Source organism: Streptomyces sp. NPDC001443, assembly GCF_053597355.1.
In genome coordinates, this window is sequence record NZ_JBSFIA010000033.1 from 37,738 (window position 1) to 53,425 (window position 15,688).

Genomic DNA, 15,688 nt, shown 5'->3' on the forward strand with positions numbered 1-15,688 from the left:
CCCGCGCCGCGGCCCCCGGTCAGACGATCAGGCGGCGCAGCCTGGCGTGGGCGACCGAGACGATTCCCCCCGCTCCCGGAGCCAGCCGCAGGGCCAGCGCCCCGGAGTGGGTGGCGTAGGGCTGCACGAGGACGACGGCGTGCCGGGCGCTCACCACGGCGCGACGGCGCAGCAGCCCCGGGCCGACGGCGGCGTGCGCCGTCGTCTCGCGGCTCGCGCCGTCCGCGAACAGCACCCGCAGCCGCAGGTCCCAGGTACCCGTGCCGTACGCCGCCAGCGCGGCCAGGTGCACGGCCGTCTCGGCCGTCCAGGTGCCGTCCGGGGCGGGCGCGAGCGCGACGGTACGGCGCCACCGGGCGTCCCCGGTCCGCGCGGCGCCGGTCCGGCCCGGCGCGCCGTCACGCGGCCGCCACTCCACCTCCAGCGCCTCCGGCCCCGCCGCCGCCACCCGGCCGTACAGTTCGTGGAGGCGCAGCCGCAGCACGGTGCCCCGCGCGCGGGGCCGCAGCCGGGCGTCGACGGCGACCGGAAGGAGCCGGACCGGGCAGGTCAGCAGGGACTCCAGGGTGACCTGGGGGAGGTCGGCGGACCAGACGGGCGTGCCGTCGGCCGCGCGCGCGTGGGGCGGCAGCAGCCGTGCCGGGCGGGCGGCCAGCTCGCCGAGCCGGGGCAGGTCGCGCGGTTCGGGGGAGGCGAGGACGACCTGCGCGAGGAGCCGGCCGGGCGCGGCGGGGCGGGGACCGTGATCGGCGGCGTCGTACGTCGCGAGGTACTCCCGGGTGTGCGCCCACCAGGCGCGCCGGTACGACTCGTCGCGCAGCCCCAGCTCGCGCAGGTACAGGCGCAGCTCGTGGTCGAGGAACTTGGCGCGGGCCGCCCGCGCGAGCTCCTTCTGTCCGGCGTCCAGCAGGATCTCGTGGGCGATCGAGCTCGCCCGGGTGCGGGCCCGCCAGTTGTCGATGCCCGCGCGGTCCAGGGAGATCGACAGCCGCTCGGCGGACCGGCGGACGTGCCACACGTACACCCGGTCCGGGACGAGGACGATGCGGGGGGCCGCGGCGAGCACGCGCGCGGTGAAGACGAAGTCCTCGTAGCGGAAGCGGCCCTCGGGGAAGCGGATGCCGTGCGAGACGAGGAACGCGGTGCGGTAGAGCTTGTTGACGCAGAGCGTGTCGCGGACCAGGAGCGGGCGCTGCGCCGGGCGTCCGACCACGGCGCGCGCCGAGTACAGGCGCGGCTGCCAGGGCACCTCGCGCCCGGAGGGCAGTTCGCGGCGCACGCACAGCCCGCCGGCCACCTCGGCGTCCTCCTCGGCCGCCGCGGTGAGCAGCGCGTCGACCGCGCCCGGCGGCAGGACGTCGTCGCTGTCGAGGAACATCACGTACGGCGCGGTGACCGCGTCGAGCCCGGTGTTGCGCGGGGTGCCGCAGCCGCCGCTGTTGACCGCGTGCCGCACCACCCGCAGCCGCGGCTCCGTCCCGGCGAGGCGGGCGAGCAGCTCGGCGCTGCCGTCGGTCGAGCAGTCGTCGACGGCGACGACCTCACGGACGGCGGGGCCCTGCGCGAGCGCCGAGCGCACCGCTTCGGTCACATGCGCGGCGTCGTTGTGGCCGATGACGACGACGCAGACCTGGTGGGGGGTGAGGCGGTGCATGAGGTCCAGGGGGCCGGAGCGGAGGAGGGGATTTCGGCGTGCGCGGACCGCCACAGCCGGACGAACGACAGGACGGCGGCCGTGGCCAGCAGCCCGTTGCGCACGAGCATCAGCGCACACCCGGTCCAGGTGGAGGCGACGACATCGCCGTAATAGAGGGGGAACACGACGGTGCTCACCGCGGTGGCCGCCACGATCAGCCAGGCTACCGGGCGCTGGGTGGTGTGCCGCGAGGTCAGGCACACGGCGGCCAGGCCCAGCAGCCAGACCATGTACTGCGGGCTGATCACCCGGCTGGTGACGGTGAACAGCAGCACGGCGCTCAGCGCGGCGTCGAGCGGCGTCGCCTCGCTCCACCGCCGGGCCCGCAGCCGCCACAGCACCAGCAGCCCGAAGACGACGGCGGTGAGGGCGAGAGCGATGTGCGCGACGGCGGTGACGTACGGGCCGGTGAACTCCATCGAGCCGTACCGGTAGTGCACCCGGCCCGGCCAGCCGGCGCGGGTCGCGAGGTTGAGGACGGTGCCGCCGAGGGACTCGATCTGCACGCCCCGGCCGCCCTGCTGCCACAGGAACGCGAGCGGGTTGTGGAACAGCGCCGCGAGGGAGGCGAAGACCACCGCTCCCGCGGCCGCCGCCCAGGTCCACGCCGACCGGGTCGCCCGGCCCTTCGCCACCCCCACCAGCACCAGCAGCGGCCACACCTTCACCAGTGCCGCGAGCGCCGCGAGCACCCCGCACGCCCGGGCGGAGCGCGACAGCGCCAGCAGCGCGAGCATCGCGAGCACCGTGACCTGGACGTCGTAGCGGGCGAACGGCAGCCGCAGCAGCAGCGGCAGGGCACCCACCCACAGCCCGGCCCCGAGCAGGCTGCGGCCGGGCCGCAGGCCGGTGCGGGCCAGCGCCGCCGTGGCCGTCGCGTCCGCCGCGAGGGTGATGACGACGAACGCCTGGAGGTACGTCAGTCCGGGCAGCAGACCGGGCGCGAGCAGTACCGCCCCGGCGCCCGGCGGGTACTGCCACAGCCGGTCGTGCGCCGGGAAGGCGCCGTGCGAGAGGACGACGTACCAGTGGTGGTACAGCCGCCACACCTCCCGCGCGACGCGCCCGCCCAGCAGCGGCAGGGAGTCGTGGGCGAGCAGCCACAGCATCAGGGCCCGGGTGACGAGCCAGGCGGAGGCCAGCGGAAGGAGGCGGTGGTGACGTGTCATCACCGCGGATGGTAGGACGGACGAGTGCCGCAGATGAGGTGATACGCCGTCAATACACAAGAGACGCTGATTAATAGTACAAAATCGTTGTCGTGGTGAGCGGAAGGCCGAGGCGCCCGAGGGGCGGTGCGGCGGGTGCGCCGGGTGTACCGGGTGTGGCAGGTGTCCTGGCGGTGGCCGTCCCCGCCGCCGTCATGCTCGGGCTCGGACTGTGGGGCCTGGACCGCGGCGGCACCTGGCGCGACGAGGCCGTCACCCTTCAGGTCGCGCGGCGCTCGGTGCCGCAGATCTGGCGGCTGCTGCACGAGGTGGACGCGGTGCACGGCCTCTACTACCTGTTCATGCACGCCGTCCTCGCCGTCCCCGCTGTCCCTGGGGTCGGCGCGGTCGCCGACGAGGTCCTGCTGCGGCTGCCGTCCGTCGTCGCCGCGTCCGCCGCGGCCGGTCTGGTCGCGGCGCTCGGCAGCCGGCTGGCCCGGCCGCGGGTCGGCCTGTGGGCCGGACTGCTGTACGCCATCACCCCGATGGTCGGTCACTACGCGCAGGAGGGCCGCTCGTACGCCCTGGTCGCGGCCGGGGCGGCCGGGGCGACGCTGTGGCTGGCGAAGGCCGTGGACGGGCGGCGGTCGTGGTGGCCGTACGCGGCGCTCGTCGCCGGCACCTGTCTGCTGCACGAACTGGCGGTGCTGATGCTGCCCGCCCACGCGGTGACCCTCGCGCTCGCGCGGGTCGCCCGACGGGAGTGGGGCCGCTGGGCGGCCGCGGCCGGCGGCGCGCTGCTGCCGGTGGCACCCCTCGTGCTCGTCTCGGGCCGGCAGGCCGGTCAGGTGGCGTGGCTGACGCCGCCGGACGCCGGGACGGCACTGCGGCTGCTGTGGCAGTTCACCGGCCGCGCGGACGGGGCGCTGTGGGTGTATCTCGGCCTCGTCGTCGTGGCCGCGACGGCGCTGCGGCGCTCGGCGCTGGTCCGGGTGGCGCTGCCGCTGGCGGTGCTGCCGCCCCTGGCCCTGATGGTCCTGTCGCAGGTGCGGCCGATGTACGACGACCGGTACGTGCTGTTCGCGCTGGCGGGCGCGCCGCTGCTGGCGGCCGCCGGCGCCGACCGGCTGCTCGGCGCCCTGCCGCGCGCCGGTACGGCCGCCGGTGCGCGTGCCGTCGTCCTCGCGGGCGCGTCGGCCGTCGCACTCACGTTCGCCGGGCAACTTCCGCTGTACCGCCTCGACCGCGACCCCGGCCGCCGCCCGGACAACCTCACCGCGGTCGCCGCGCTCGCCGCGCGCGAACTGGCGCCGGGCGACCCGGTGGTGTTCCTGCCGTCCATCGGGCGGCGCCCGGCGCTGGCGTACCCGAGGGCGTTCCGGCGGACGCGCGACCTGGCCCTGAAGGTGTCGGGACCCGCGTCCGGGACGCTGTACGGCGTCGAGGTCGACGCGGGGCTGCTGCGCCGCAGGCTCGACGCCGTCGACCGGCTCTGGGTGGTCGCCGAGCCGTACGCCCTGCGCTCGCCCTGGTATCCGGGCGACCCGGCCGAGCGGCTCAAGCTCACCGTGGTGAACGAGGAGTTCGTCCCCCGCGAGCCGCGGCGGGAGTTCGTGAGCGGGGGAACCGTCCTGCGCCTGTATGTGCGCCGCCCGGCTACGGGCAGTCGGGTATCTCCTCCAGCGCTGCCGCGTCCAGCGCCGTGGTGAGCCGGTCGAGGCGTTCGTGCAGGTCGCGGATCTCGTCGAGGCCGAAGCCGGTCGCGGCGGCGATCCGCTGCGGCACCTGGAGCGCCTGTTCGCGCAGCGCGAGGCCCGCCCCGGTCAGCCGCACCTCCACCGAGCGTTCGTCGCGCGCGCTGCGCTCCCGGGTGACCAGGCCCGCCGCCTCCAGTCGCTTGAGCAGCGGCGACAGGGTGCCGGAGTCGAGGCGCAGGAACGAGCCCAGCTTCTTCACCGGCAGGTCGCCCCGCTCCCACAGGACCAGCATCACGAGGTACTGCGGGTAGGTGAGCCCGAGGTCCTTGAGGAGCACGCGGTAGACCCCGTTGAAGGCGCGCGAGGCGGCGTGCAGGGAGAAGCAGATCTGGCGGTCGAGGCGGAGCCAGTTCTCCCCGGTCTCGTTCTCCCCGGTCTCGGTGCTGGGCTGCTGGGTGGGCGTCATGCCCCCAGGGTAGCTCTTGCGAGCCATTTAATTGCGCACAACTGAATTGCGTGCTCTACTTGTGGTCGTGAGGGCGGCCGGACCGGGCCGCCGGAACGTCACTTCGAGAGGGATGGTCTTCCATGGACGCGCTCTACACCGCTGTCGCCACCGCCACCCACGGCCGCGACGGCCGTGCCGTCTCCTCCGACGGCAAGCTGGACGTCCAGCTGGCCCCGCCGGTGGAGCTGGGCGGCAACGGCCAGGGCACCAACCCGGAGCAGCTCTTCGCCGCCGGTTACGCCGCCTGCTTCGCCAGCGCCCTGGGCGTGGTGGGCCGGGCCGCCAAGGTGGACGTGAGCGACGCCGCCGTCACCGGTGAGGTCGGCATCGGCAAGCAGGGCGTGGGCTTCGGCCTGAAGGTCACCCTGCGCGTGGAGCTGCCCGAGGGCGTGGACGAGAGCACCGGCCGCCAGCTGGTCGAGCAGGCCCACCAGGTCTGCCCCTACTCCAACGCCACCCGCGGCAACATCGACGTCGACCTCGTCATCGAGTAGGTCCCCGCACGGCCTCCCCGCGGGAGCGGGAGCCGTAGTCGACCCGCGCCAGCACCTCCCCCGTCCGTCGGCTCCACGCCACCACCACCGCCTCCTCGGGCACGGTGCGCCAACGCGTGAGCAGCAGCCAGCGCACGTGGTACCGGCGGCCGATCGCGGCCCGCTCGGCGCGGGTCGCGGTCGGGGCGAGGTAGGCCTGCACGTCGGCGAGCCGCCGAAGCCGCACCCGCTCGTCGAGCGCCGCGTCCGGCCAGGCGGGCGCGGCGAGGTTCGGACCGTAGCCCGCGATCGCGTGGACGGCGTAGTACCCGTCGGCGATCACCACCTCGCCGGGCCCGATGTGCTGCGCGGCCCACGCGTACGTCGGCCAGTCCGGCGGCTGCTCGAACCCGACCGGGTCCAGTGCCCGCGGGATCACGGCCCCGGCCTGCACGGTGAGGAAGCCGACGCAGGCCCCGGTCGCCGCCAGCACGCCCAGCACCCTGCGCCACACCGGCCACGGCCGGGCCGCCGCCAGCTCCACGGCCAGCGCGAACTGCGGCCCCACGAGCGTCAGTCCGAGGATCCGGCCGTAGGTGTAGTGCCCGCTGAACCAGCCGTACGCCACCACCAGGCAGTCCAGCACGAACATCAGCACCAGCGGATCACGCCACGACGACCGGCGGGCCCGCAGCCACAGCGCCGGCAGCCCGAGCAGGGCCAGCCAGAAGTGGCCGCCGAGATCCAGGTACAGCGGCCGGTGCATCGCGTCCACGCTGTCGTCCCCGGCCAGGGCGAACACGTTGAAATACGGCCAGCAGGCCCCGACGGCCACGGCCACCGCGCCCGCCAGCGCCCACCGCGCCCACACCGCCGGCCGCCGGTCCCGCCGCCGGCCCGCGACCAGGGCGGCCGCCCCCGTCACCGCCGCCACCGACGTGATCGGATGGACCAGCAGGATCACCCCGTACAGCGCGCCGACCGCCGCGTACCCGGCGAGACCGCGCAGCCCGCTCGGCCCCACGTACCGCACCCGCCGGGTGTCGCGGACCCGGGCGCCGGTCAGCGACCAGGCCCAGAAGGCGAGCCCCGCCGCGAACGCGGACGGGTAGGCGAGCGTCCCGGTCATCGACATCAGGCCGAGATAACCGCTCCACCAGGCCCGCTCGGTGCCCCACAGCAGGGTCATCGACGCCAGCGCCAGCACCGGCGCCCACGGCCGGGGCGACAGCACCTTCACGAAGCGGCCGACGCCGGTCAGCAGCACCAGCAGGTTCAGCGGACCGGCGAGCCTGACCACCTCCCAGCCGGACAGCCCCGTCAGCCGGGCGAAGACACCCTGCGCGAGCGCGTACGGCGAGTAGTACGGGCTGCTCGCGCCCGGCAGGTCCGCCATCGGGTGCCGTGGGTGCAGCAGATGCGCCTTGAGGCGTTCGACGACCGCCGCGTGCTGCCCCGCGTCGCAGCACAGCGGGACCCGCCAGTACGCCAGCGACATCACCAGCCAGAACAGGAAGCCGAAGACCTGGTACGGCGTGGGACGCCGGAGACGGCCGCCGCCGCGCAGCGCGGTGGCTCCGCGGGCCGGTCGTCGGACGAGGGCGCCGGCGCTCACCGGACCGGCGCGAGGACGTGGAAGGACTTCAGGGGCATTGGCCGTACCTTCCCGCCGTGATCACAGGCCCACCCGACTGTCACCTCATCGGGTGAGCCCGGCGGACCTGGCCCCGGCCCCGGCCCCGGCGTCGGCCCCGGCCCCGGCGTCGGCCCCGGCCCCGGTCCCGGCCCGGTCCTGCGCGGGGACGGCAGGGACGGCGGGGACGGCCGGGACGACGGCCCGGCCCCGCACGAGCGGCTCCAGCAGCAGCGGCACCCCCACCACGGGCAGCAGCCAGGCCAGGACGATCAGCCGGTCGCCCCACACGGTGATGTCGGGATGCGCGGCCTGGGTGAGGACCCCGGTGAACGCGGCCGCGAGCAGGAACCCGCCGAACGCCCGCCGCCGGCGCAGCGCCCCGCATGCCCCGGCGGCCAGCGCCGCCAGGAACAGCGGCTCCCGCACCTCCCGTCTGAGCCATTCCGGCCAGAAGTTGCCCTGGAGCTGGCGGAACTCCGCCCACGGGCGGATCCGGTCGGGCCGCGCGAAGTGGTCCGTCAGCAGATCCTGCACGCTCTCCGAACCGGACGGGTAGTGCAGCGCGTTCGCCAGCAGCACCGTGCCGAGCACGCCGCAGCAGCCCGCCACCGCGACCGCTGCCGCGCCCGCCGCCGGGGCGCGCCCGTATCCCGCACCCGCCCGCCACCGCCGTACGGCGATCACCGCGCCGGCCGCCGCCAGGCATCCCGCCAGGAACAGCGCCTGGGAGTGCTTCACGGTGAACAGCGCGGCCAGCGACCCGCAGACGAGCAGCGTGCCCGCGCGGACCCGGCGGTCCAGGGCCAGCGCGCAGCCCCACACCGCCGTCAGGGTCAGGGCCAGCATCAGCCCCTCGGCCATCGGGCGCATGGCGGTGGTGCCGCACGGCAGGACGTAGTACAGCGCCTGCCCGGTCAGACACAGGGAGGCCGGCACCCGCAGCGTGCGCAGGACCAGGAAGACGAGGACACCGCCCGCCACCGTGACCACCACGCTCGCCGCCCACATCCCCCACGTCACCCCGAACACCGTGATGAACGGCAGCAGGAACACGGGATAGCCGGGCCGCACCTCGAAGATCCGCATGAACCGCTCGGAGAGGTACGGCAGCGTGTGCCCGCCGGTCTGGCCGGCCGCCAGCCGCGCCTCGACGACCTGGAGTTCCCGGGCCCGGCACTCCGCCAGGACCTGCGGAGCGGGGTCCGCCCGGTGGAAGTGCACCACGTCCACGCTCTGGTCGCGGGCGGCCAGCGCCGCCCGGCTCGAACAGATGTAGTCGACGGTGGCGGCCGCCGTCGCCTGCTTGCTCTCGCCGCGCAGACTCAGCGCGTACGCCAGGTAGTTCTTGCTGTCCGGGGTGTCCCGGCCGGTCACGTTCGTGAGCTGGAGCAGGGCGAAGACCGCGCCCAGCACCAGGACCCAGGTGCGCGGCCTCACGAGGACGCGAGCAGGTCGTGTCCGGCGGCCGGTCCGGGCACCCGCGCCCGCCCGGCCGCGGACGGCATGGACTCGCCCAGCAGCAGCGTCCGTACGACGCGTTCGGCGGCGCGCCCGTCGTCGTACGTGCAGAACCGTTCCCGGAAACGCGCCCGCAGCCGCGCCGACTCCTCGTCCCGCCAGCCGCCGGACGCGAGCAGCCCGGCCAGTTCCCGGTAGGAGCGGGAGACATGGCCGGGCGGCTCGGCGGTGATGTCGAAGTAGGTGCCCCGGCTCGCCGTGTACGCGGCCTGGTCGTCGGCGTGCACGACGACCGGCCGGTCCAGACAGGCGTAGTCGAACATCAGGGCCGAGTAGTCGGTGACCAGCACGTCGGAGGCGAGCAGCACCGTCTCCACGTGCGGCTCGTCCGTCGCGTCGCGCAGCACCCCGCGCCGGTGCAGGTCCGCCAGGCCGAGACCGCGCGCAGGACCGGTGGCGAGCGAGGGGTGCAGCCGTACGACGAGGGTGTGGCCCGGACCCAGGTCCGCGGCGAACCGGGCCAGGTCGATGCGGTCGACATGGCCGCCGCGCCGGTACTCGCGGCGGGTCGGCGCGTACAGCACGACCGTGTCCTCCCGCGGGATGCCCAGCCGGTCCCGGGCGGCCGCGCTCTCGGCCGGTCCGGCGCCGACGAGGACGTCGTTGCGGGGGCTGCCGGTGCGGGCGGACGCGAAGTGGCACGGGTACGCCCGCTCCCACACCAGCTCGGAGTGCCGGTTGGCGACCAGGCTGTGGTCCCAGCGGTCGGCGCGGCGCAGCATCTGCGGCACGTCCAGGCCGTACCGGGCGCCGGGCTTGTCCCGCAGATCGGCACCCATGTACTTCAGCGGGGTGCCCTGATGGGTGTGGATGTGCACGCTCCCGGGGCGTTTGACCAGGGTGCCGGGCCAGTTGACGTTGTTGACGAAGTACGTCGCCCGCGCGGTGATCTCGTGGTAGCGCAGGGAGTCGAGCAGGACGTGCTCCACCCCCTCCGGCAGCAGCGCCGGGTCGGCGGCCTCCTCCTCGCCGGCCACCACCCACACCCCGCGCAGGTGCGGGGCGATCTCGCGGGCCTTGCGGTAGACGGCCGCCGGGTCGCCGAGCACGCCCCGGTGGGAGAACGCCGAGTACACGACGAGGTGCGGGTCGAGCGGACGGCGGGCGTGCAGCGCGGACCAGCCCTGTTTGAGGCGTCCGGCCGCCGCCCTGGACACCGGCAGGGCCCGCCGCCCGAGCTCCCGGGCCGCCCGGCCCGTGCCCCGCTTCAGCAGATAGGCCGGGTAGCCGCCCTCCAGCAGTCGCAGTTCCCCGGAGACCGACGTGCCCTGCGGCCGGTGCCTGCGGAACATCCGCGCGGTGAGCCGGAAGAACTCGGCCCGGTCCGCGGGCGGCAGCCGGTCCGGTTTGGCGAGGATGTCGAGGCAGTGCTCGCCCATCTTGCGGTGCAGCCAGGGGCGCCAGACGGCCAGTTCGGGGCGGGCGCCGACGAACGCGAAGACCCGCTCGTACTGGTCGTGGATGTCGAAGTGCTTGCGGCTGGTGGTGGACAGGATGTTGCCCTGGCGGCGCTGGCGGTAGTTCAGGCAGATCCGGTCCAGGGTGGCGATCCGTCCGGCGCTGAGCAGCACCGGGAACGTCCAGGGCGTGTCCTCGTAGTACCCGGGCGGGAACTCGAAGCCGTTCTCCGCCACGAACTCCCGCCGGTAGACCTTGTTCCAGACCACCATCAGCAGGTCGAGGATCTCCGGGCGCCCGGCGGCCGTGAACGTTTCGCCGTCACCGCCACCACCGCCGTCACCGCCACCACCGCCGTCACCGCCACCACCGTCGTCCGGACCCGCGCCCGCGCCGCCGTCCGGTGCGAGCAGATGGGCGAGGGCGTTGCGCCGGGTGCCGCCCCACCAGTAGGTGCGGGCGTAGTCGAAGACCAGGACGTCCGGGTCGCCGGTCTCGTCGAGCCGGTCGGCCATCGCGCGCAGCGCGCCCGGCGTGAGGGTGTCGTCGCTGTCGAGGAAGAAGAGGAAGTCGCCGGTGGCGTGGGGCATCCCGGCGTTGCGGGCGCGGCCCAGGCCGACGTTCTCCGGCAGGTGCAGCACCGTGACGCGCGGGTCGCGGGCCGCGTACTCGTCGAGGATCGCTCCGCAGCCGTCCGGGGAGCGGTCGTCGACGGCGATCACCTCGATGTCCCGGTACGACTGCTCCAGGACCGAGTCGAGGCACTCGCGCAGGAAGCCCTGCACCTTGAAGCAGGGGATGATGACGCTGAAGCGGGGCACTGCGGGGTCAGCTCCTCACGAGAGTGGCGGCGGCGGGCGCCGGGACGCGCCGGTCGAGCGGCAGCACCGGCGGGATCGCCTCCGGCGGCTCGCCGAGCAGCACCCGGCGCACCACCCGCTCGGCGGCCCGGCCGTCGTCGAACTGGCAGAACCGCTCCCGGAAGGCGGCCCGCAGCGCGCGGGAGCGCGGCCCCGCGTACGAGCCGTCGGCGAAGACCCGGGCCAGTTCCCGCGGGGTGCGCGCCACCGGTCCTGGCGGCTCCTCGAGCAGGTCGAAGTAGACGCCCCGGGTCTCCCGGTAGACCTCCCAGTCGTCGGCGTACACGACGATCGGCCGGTCCAGGTTGGCGTAGTCGAACATGATCGACGAGTAGTCGGTGATCAGTGCGTCGGCGGCCAGGCAGACGTCCTCGGAGGAGCGGTGCGAGGTCACGTCGATGATCCGGCCGCTGCCTGTGCCGTGGCCCCGGTCGTAGAAGTAGTGGGCGCGCAGCAGGACCACGACGTCCTCGCCGGCCTCCGCGCAGAACCTCTCCAGGTCCAGGCCCGCCTCGAAGTCGCTCTGGTGGTCGCGGTGCGTCGGCGCGTACAGGACGGCCGTCGCGCCCTCCGGGACGCCCAGCTCCCGGCGGACCCGGGCGACGTCCTCGGCGGTCGCGGTGAGGTAGACGTCGTTGCGCGGATAGCCGTACTCCAGGGCCTCGTAGGAGCCGGGGAAGGCGCGCTCCCACATCTGGGTGGAGTGACGGTTGGCGGAGAGGTTGTAGTCCCAGCGGTCGACGCGGCCCAGCAGCTTGGTGAAGCTGCCGGTCGCCGCGGCCACCACGGGGTACGTCGACTGGTCGACGCCCATCTTCTTCAGCGGTGTGCCGTGCTGGGTCTGCACGTGCACGCTGCCGGCGCGCTTGACCACGCCCTCCGCGAAGTTGGCGTTGTTGATCAGGTACGTGGCGCGGGCCAGGACCTCCCAGTAGCGGCGGCTGCCGATCACCACGTGCTCGACGTCCTCCGGCACGGTGTGCGCGTGTTCGGGCTCCACCAGGAACACCGACCGGATGTGCGGGGCGAGTTCACGGGCCTTGGCGTGGATGGCGGCCGGGCTGCACGCGTAACCGCGGCCCCAGTAGGCGCAGTACACCGCCAGCCGGGGATCGAGGGGTCGGCGCAACTGCCTGCGGTACCGCAGCCGGGTGAGCACCGTCCGGGGGCGCGGGACGCTCCGGGCGGCCCGCGCCGCGACCTGGTTGGCGCCGCGCAGGGCGCGGAACGCGGTGTACGCCCCCGCCGCCAGCAGCCGGTGCTGCACGCCCAGGCTGCCGGCCGGCCTGCGGAAACCGGCCGGGCGGTGGCGGCGGTACAGACGGCCGGCGCGACGGAAGAAGGCGCGCCTGCCCGACGTCAGCCGCTGGGGGTGGGCCGCGGTTCTCAGCACCTGCGCGAACAGCTGCTCGAACAGGGCGCCCGCCCGTTCGCCGGACAGCCCCTGCCCGGCGGCCCGCGAGAGCACCAGGTCCGTCTGTTCGAGCAGCTCGAAGTGGTGCGCGCCCGGCTGGTTCGACCGGCTGCCCTGGCGGCGCAGCCGGTGCCGTACGACCACCGAGCGCAGTACGGCGACCCGTTCGGCCGCGATCGTGACCAGGCCGCCGAAGCCCAGCTCCGCGAAGTGGCCGTCGGGGAAGGCGATCTGCCGCTCGACGAGGAACGCCCTGCGGTGGGCGGCGCTCCGGACGGGCAGCCGCACACAGGTCACCTCGGGCGCCCGGTCGGGGGCGAAGGCGTCCGGCGGGGCCTGCGCCAGCAGCGGTGCCGCCGGGCTGGTCGGCTCGCCCTCCCACCACGGCGTCCGCTCGTGCTCGAAGTACAGGACGTCGACGTCACCGGTGGTGTCCAGCCGGTCGGCCAGCGCGGCCAGCGCGCCCGGGGCCAGCACGTCGTCGCCGTCGAGGAACAGCAGATACGCGCCGGACGCCACCCGCATCCCGGCGTTGCGCGCCGCGCCCGGCCCGGCGGACGGAGGTGAGTGCACCGGCGTCACCCGCGCGTCCCGCCCCGCGTAGCCGGCGGCGACCTCCGCCGCCGGGGCGTCGGGCGCGTCGCAGACCGGGATCAGCTCGAAGTCGCCGAAGGACTGGGCGAGGACGGAGTCCAGCGCCAGGGACAGCCGGCCTCCGATCCCCGGGGACGGGACGATGATGCTGAAGCGGGGCATTCTGCTCTTTCTCTGTCGAGGTCCCGGTCGGGGTGCCGGCCGGGGGCGCGGCCGGCACCCCGACCGGCGTACCGGCCGGCCTGCCCGGTCGGGGTCCGGTCCGGGTCCCGGCACTCAGGCCGTACGGACCCGGCCCGGCCGCCCGGTCGGCCGCCAGGTGGGAGGCCGGGACGGGGTGGGCCGCGAGTTGCTGAGGGGCATGGGAACTCCCGATAGGGCAAACGGTGTTCAGTGGCTGTCGGTGACGGGGGACGGACCGGAAGGTTGCGCCGTCGTGGCGAGCGGGGAACACGTGAGCGCCTCGGCCGCAGACGGCACCGGGCGCCGCCGGTCGAGCGGCACGACCGCGGGCAGCCCCGGTGTCTGGCCCAGCACCACATGGCGTACGACCCGTTCGGCGGCGTGTCCGTCGTCGTACGGGCAGAACCGCTCCCGGAAGGCGGCGCGCAGCCGCTCGGAGCGCGCTCCGCGCCAGTGGCCGCTCGCGAAGACGGTGGTCAGCTCGTCCTCGGTGCGCACGACCGGGCCCGGCGGGAAGGCGCGCAGGTCGAAGTAGGTGCCGCGGGTCGCCTCGTACGCCTCCCGGTCGGCGTCGTGGATCACGATCGGCCGGTCCAGGTTGGCGTAGTCGAACATGATCGACGAGTAGTCGGTGACCAGCGCGTCCGCGGCCAGGCACAGCGACTCCACGCTCGGGTGGCCGGTGACGTCGACGATGCGGGCGCCCCGGGCCGGGGGGCCGGCCTGCCCCTGGTGGGAACGGGCCAGGATCATGAAGCGCGGGCCCAGGCGGCGCAGCAGGCGCTCCAGGTCCAGGGGGGTGTGCCGGGTGGTGCGGTAGTCCCGGTGGGTGGGCGCGTACAGGATCGCCACCGTGCCCTCGGGGATGCCCAGGGACGCCCGCAGCAGCGCGATGTCCGCCGCGCTCGCCCGCTGGAGGACGTCGTTGCGGGGGTAGCCGTAGTCGAGCGTGGTGTAGCCGCCGGGGTAGACCCGCTCCCAGGTCAGCGTGGTGTGGCGGTTGGCGGACAGGACGTAGTCCCACTTGTCGACGCTCCTGAGGAGCTCCGCGAAGTCCATCCCGCGCGCCGCCGCCGGACGGTCCTGGAGATCGAGGCCCATGCGCTTGAGCGGGGTGCCGTGCTGGGTCTGGACGAAGACCTGGCCGCGGCGCTTGACCAGGCGCCGGTCGAAGTTGACGTTGTTGACGAGGTACTTGGAGCGGGCCAGCGCCGTCCAGTAGGCGGCCGTGCCCGGGGTCAGCCGGCCGGTGCCCGCCGGGATCGTGTCGTGGTGCTCGGGCCGGGCGATCCACGCCGTGCGGATGTGCGGGGCGTGGGTGCGGAAGGCGGTCTCCAGCGCGCCCGGGTTGCAGCCGTGGCCACGGCCCCAGTAGGCCGCGAAGACCGCCTGGTCGGCACGGAGCGGAAGGCGCAGCTGGACGCGGTAGTGCAGCTGCAACGTCCCGGCCCGCGCCACCTCGAGCAGCCGGTCGGCGAGCCGCCGGGTCCGGCGGTACAGGCCCGTCGCCCGTTGCAGCACGCGGTAGGTGCGGTGCAGGCCCAGGCGGACCAGGCCGTGCCGCAGCCGGGTGCGCGGCGAGACGGGGGCGCCGGGGACGCGATGACGGCGGTACTGGGCGCGGGCCCTGCGCAGGAACTCGGCGCGGGCGGCGCGCGGCAGCCGGCCCGGCCTGGTGAACACCGTCGAGAGGTGGTCGACCATGCGGCGGAACAACAGCGGCTTCCAGCAGGCGAGTTCGGGCCGCCCGTCGAGGAACGCGAAGACCCGGTCGTACTGCTCGAACACATCGAAGTGCCGACGGCTGGTGGTGCCCAGGATGTTCCCCTGGCGGCGCTGCCGGTAGTGCACGCACACCCGGTCGAGGGTCGCGAGGGACCCGGCGGCCATCAGGACCGGATAGGTCCAGGGCGTGTCCTCGTAGTAGCCGGGCGGGAACCGCAGCCCCTCGCGTTCCACGAAGTCCCGGCGGCACGCCTTGTTCCAGGCCACCATCAGCACCCGCAGCAGGTCCGGCCGGTCCGCGAGCCGGAACGGTGCCGGGCCCTCCTCGGCGAGCCGGCCGGCGAACCTGTTGCGGACGGCCTCGCCGGTCCAGAACGTGCGGGCGTAGTCGTAGACCAGCACGTCCGGTTCGCCGGTCGCCTCGAGCCGGTCGGCGATCGCGTCGAGCGCACCCGGGGTGAGCGTGTCGTCGGAGTCGAGGAAGACCAGGTAGTCGCCCTTGGCCTGCTCCATGCCGGCGTTGCGGGCCGGGCCCAGACCCTGGTTCTCCGGCAGATGCAGCGCCCGTACGCGGGGATCGCGGGCCGCGAACTCGTCGATGATCGCGCCGCAGGCGTCCGGGGAGCAGTCGTCGACCGCGATCAGTTCCAGATCGGCGTACGACTGCGAGAGCACCGATTGCAGGCATTCGTGCAGGTACGCCTGAACCTTGTACGCGGGGACGATGACACTGAACCTGGGCACGGGACATCCATGGGTCGGCGCGGGGCGTTCTGCCCGGGAACGTCCGATGGAGTGACTTGGTTACGGTGTGTGCGGCATACGGGGGATGCCGGGT

At 74.6% G+C, this 15,688-nt stretch carries 10 protein-coding genes; 2 read left to right on the forward strand and 8 right to left on the reverse strand.

Annotated features, from left to right (window positions below):
- Positions 1 to 19 precede the first annotated feature (19 nt).
- Together ACWC24_RS29185 and ACWC24_RS29190 are read right to left on the reverse strand one after the other, a co-directional pair.
- Positions 20 to 1,654 carry a glycosyltransferase family 2 protein gene (locus tag ACWC24_RS29185; RefSeq protein WP_450665876.1) on the reverse strand — a complete coding sequence of 545 codons (1,635 nt, stop codon included), beginning with the start codon at positions 1,652 to 1,654 and terminating at the stop codon, positions 20 to 22.
- The gene (locus ACWC24_RS29190) at positions 1,588 to 2,865 is read right to left on the reverse strand and encodes a glycosyltransferase 87 family protein (protein WP_450665877.1); all 1,278 of its coding nucleotides are present in this window, start codon (positions 2,863 to 2,865) and stop codon (positions 1,588 to 1,590) included. Before ACWC24_RS29190 ends, ACWC24_RS29185 begins: the two co-directional genes overlap by 67 nt.
- 155 nt (positions 2,866 to 3,020) lie before the next feature.
- Between ACWC24_RS29190 and ACWC24_RS29195 the strand changes: the two genes are divergently transcribed.
- Positions 3,021 to 4,553, forward strand: a complete 1,533-nt coding sequence (locus ACWC24_RS29195) for a glycosyltransferase family 39 protein (RefSeq protein ID WP_450665878.1) — start codon at positions 3,021 to 3,023, stop codon at positions 4,551 to 4,553.
- Here ACWC24_RS29195 and ACWC24_RS29200 read toward each other — a convergent pair.
- Positions 4,501 to 5,007 carry a MarR family winged helix-turn-helix transcriptional regulator gene (locus tag ACWC24_RS29200; protein WP_450665879.1) on the reverse strand — a complete coding sequence of 169 codons (507 nt, stop codon included), beginning with the start codon at positions 5,005 to 5,007 and terminating at the stop codon, positions 4,501 to 4,503. The genes ACWC24_RS29195 and ACWC24_RS29200 overlap by 53 nt on opposite strands.
- Positions 5,008 to 5,129: 122 nt before the next feature.
- Here ACWC24_RS29200 and ACWC24_RS29205 point away from each other — a divergent pair, with 122 nt between their 5' ends.
- The gene (locus tag ACWC24_RS29205; protein ID WP_450665880.1) at positions 5,130 to 5,543 is read left to right on the forward strand and encodes an organic hydroperoxide resistance protein; all 414 of its coding nucleotides are present in this window, start codon (positions 5,130 to 5,132) and stop codon (positions 5,541 to 5,543) included.
- Here the strand turns inward: ACWC24_RS29205 and ACWC24_RS29210 are convergent.
- The 5 genes from ACWC24_RS29210 to ACWC24_RS29230 all read right to left on the reverse strand — a co-directional run bounded on the left by ACWC24_RS29210 (position 5,533) and on the right by ACWC24_RS29230 (position 15,594).
- Positions 5,533 to 7,137: a hypothetical protein gene (locus tag ACWC24_RS29210; protein ID WP_450665881.1), complete on the reverse strand. Its 1,605-nt coding sequence runs from the start codon at positions 7,135 to 7,137 to the stop codon at positions 5,533 to 5,535. The two genes, ACWC24_RS29205 and ACWC24_RS29210, sit on opposite strands and share 11 nt — an antisense overlap.
- 84 nt (positions 7,138 to 7,221) lie before the next feature.
- Positions 7,222 to 8,595, reverse strand: a complete 1,374-nt coding sequence (locus tag ACWC24_RS29215) for a hypothetical protein (protein ID WP_450665882.1) — start codon at positions 8,593 to 8,595, stop codon at positions 7,222 to 7,224.
- On the reverse strand, positions 8,592 to 10,895 hold the full coding sequence (locus ACWC24_RS29220) for a bifunctional glycosyltransferase/CDP-glycerol:glycerophosphate glycerophosphotransferase (RefSeq protein ID WP_450665883.1): 2,304 nt from the start codon (positions 10,893 to 10,895) through the stop codon (positions 8,592 to 8,594). Before ACWC24_RS29220 ends, ACWC24_RS29215 begins: the two co-directional genes overlap by 4 nt.
- A 7-nt stretch (positions 10,896 to 10,902) precedes the next feature.
- Positions 10,903 to 13,104 carry a bifunctional glycosyltransferase/CDP-glycerol:glycerophosphate glycerophosphotransferase gene (locus ACWC24_RS29225; RefSeq protein WP_450665884.1) on the reverse strand — a complete coding sequence of 734 codons (2,202 nt, stop codon included), beginning with the start codon at positions 13,102 to 13,104 and terminating at the stop codon, positions 10,903 to 10,905.
- A gap of 228 nt (positions 13,105 to 13,332) precedes the next feature.
- On the reverse strand, positions 13,333 to 15,594 hold the full coding sequence (locus ACWC24_RS29230) for a bifunctional glycosyltransferase/CDP-glycerol:glycerophosphate glycerophosphotransferase (protein WP_450665885.1): 2,262 nt from the start codon (positions 15,592 to 15,594) through the stop codon (positions 13,333 to 13,335).
- Positions 15,595 to 15,688 lie beyond the last annotated feature (94 nt).

Excerpts from the sequence above, each read along its gene's own strand:
- ACWC24_RS29225 (WP_450665884.1), bottom strand. The coding sequence starts at position 13,104 with ATGCCCCGCTTCAGCATCATCGTCCCGTCCCCGGGGATCGGAGGCCGG.
- ACWC24_RS29185 (WP_450665876.1), bottom strand. The coding sequence starts at position 1,654 with ATGCACCGCCTCACCCCCCACCAGGTCTGCGTCGTCGTCATCGGCCAC.
- ACWC24_RS29205 (WP_450665880.1), top strand. The coding sequence starts at position 5,130 with ATGGACGCGCTCTACACCGCTGTCGCCACCGCCACCCACGGCCGCGAC.
- ACWC24_RS29190 (WP_450665877.1), bottom strand. The coding sequence starts at position 2,865 with ATGACACGTCACCACCGCCTCCTTCCGCTGGCCTCCGCCTGGCTCGTC.
- ACWC24_RS29200 (WP_450665879.1), bottom strand. The coding sequence starts at position 5,007 with ATGACGCCCACCCAGCAGCCCAGCACCGAGACCGGGGAGAACGAGACC.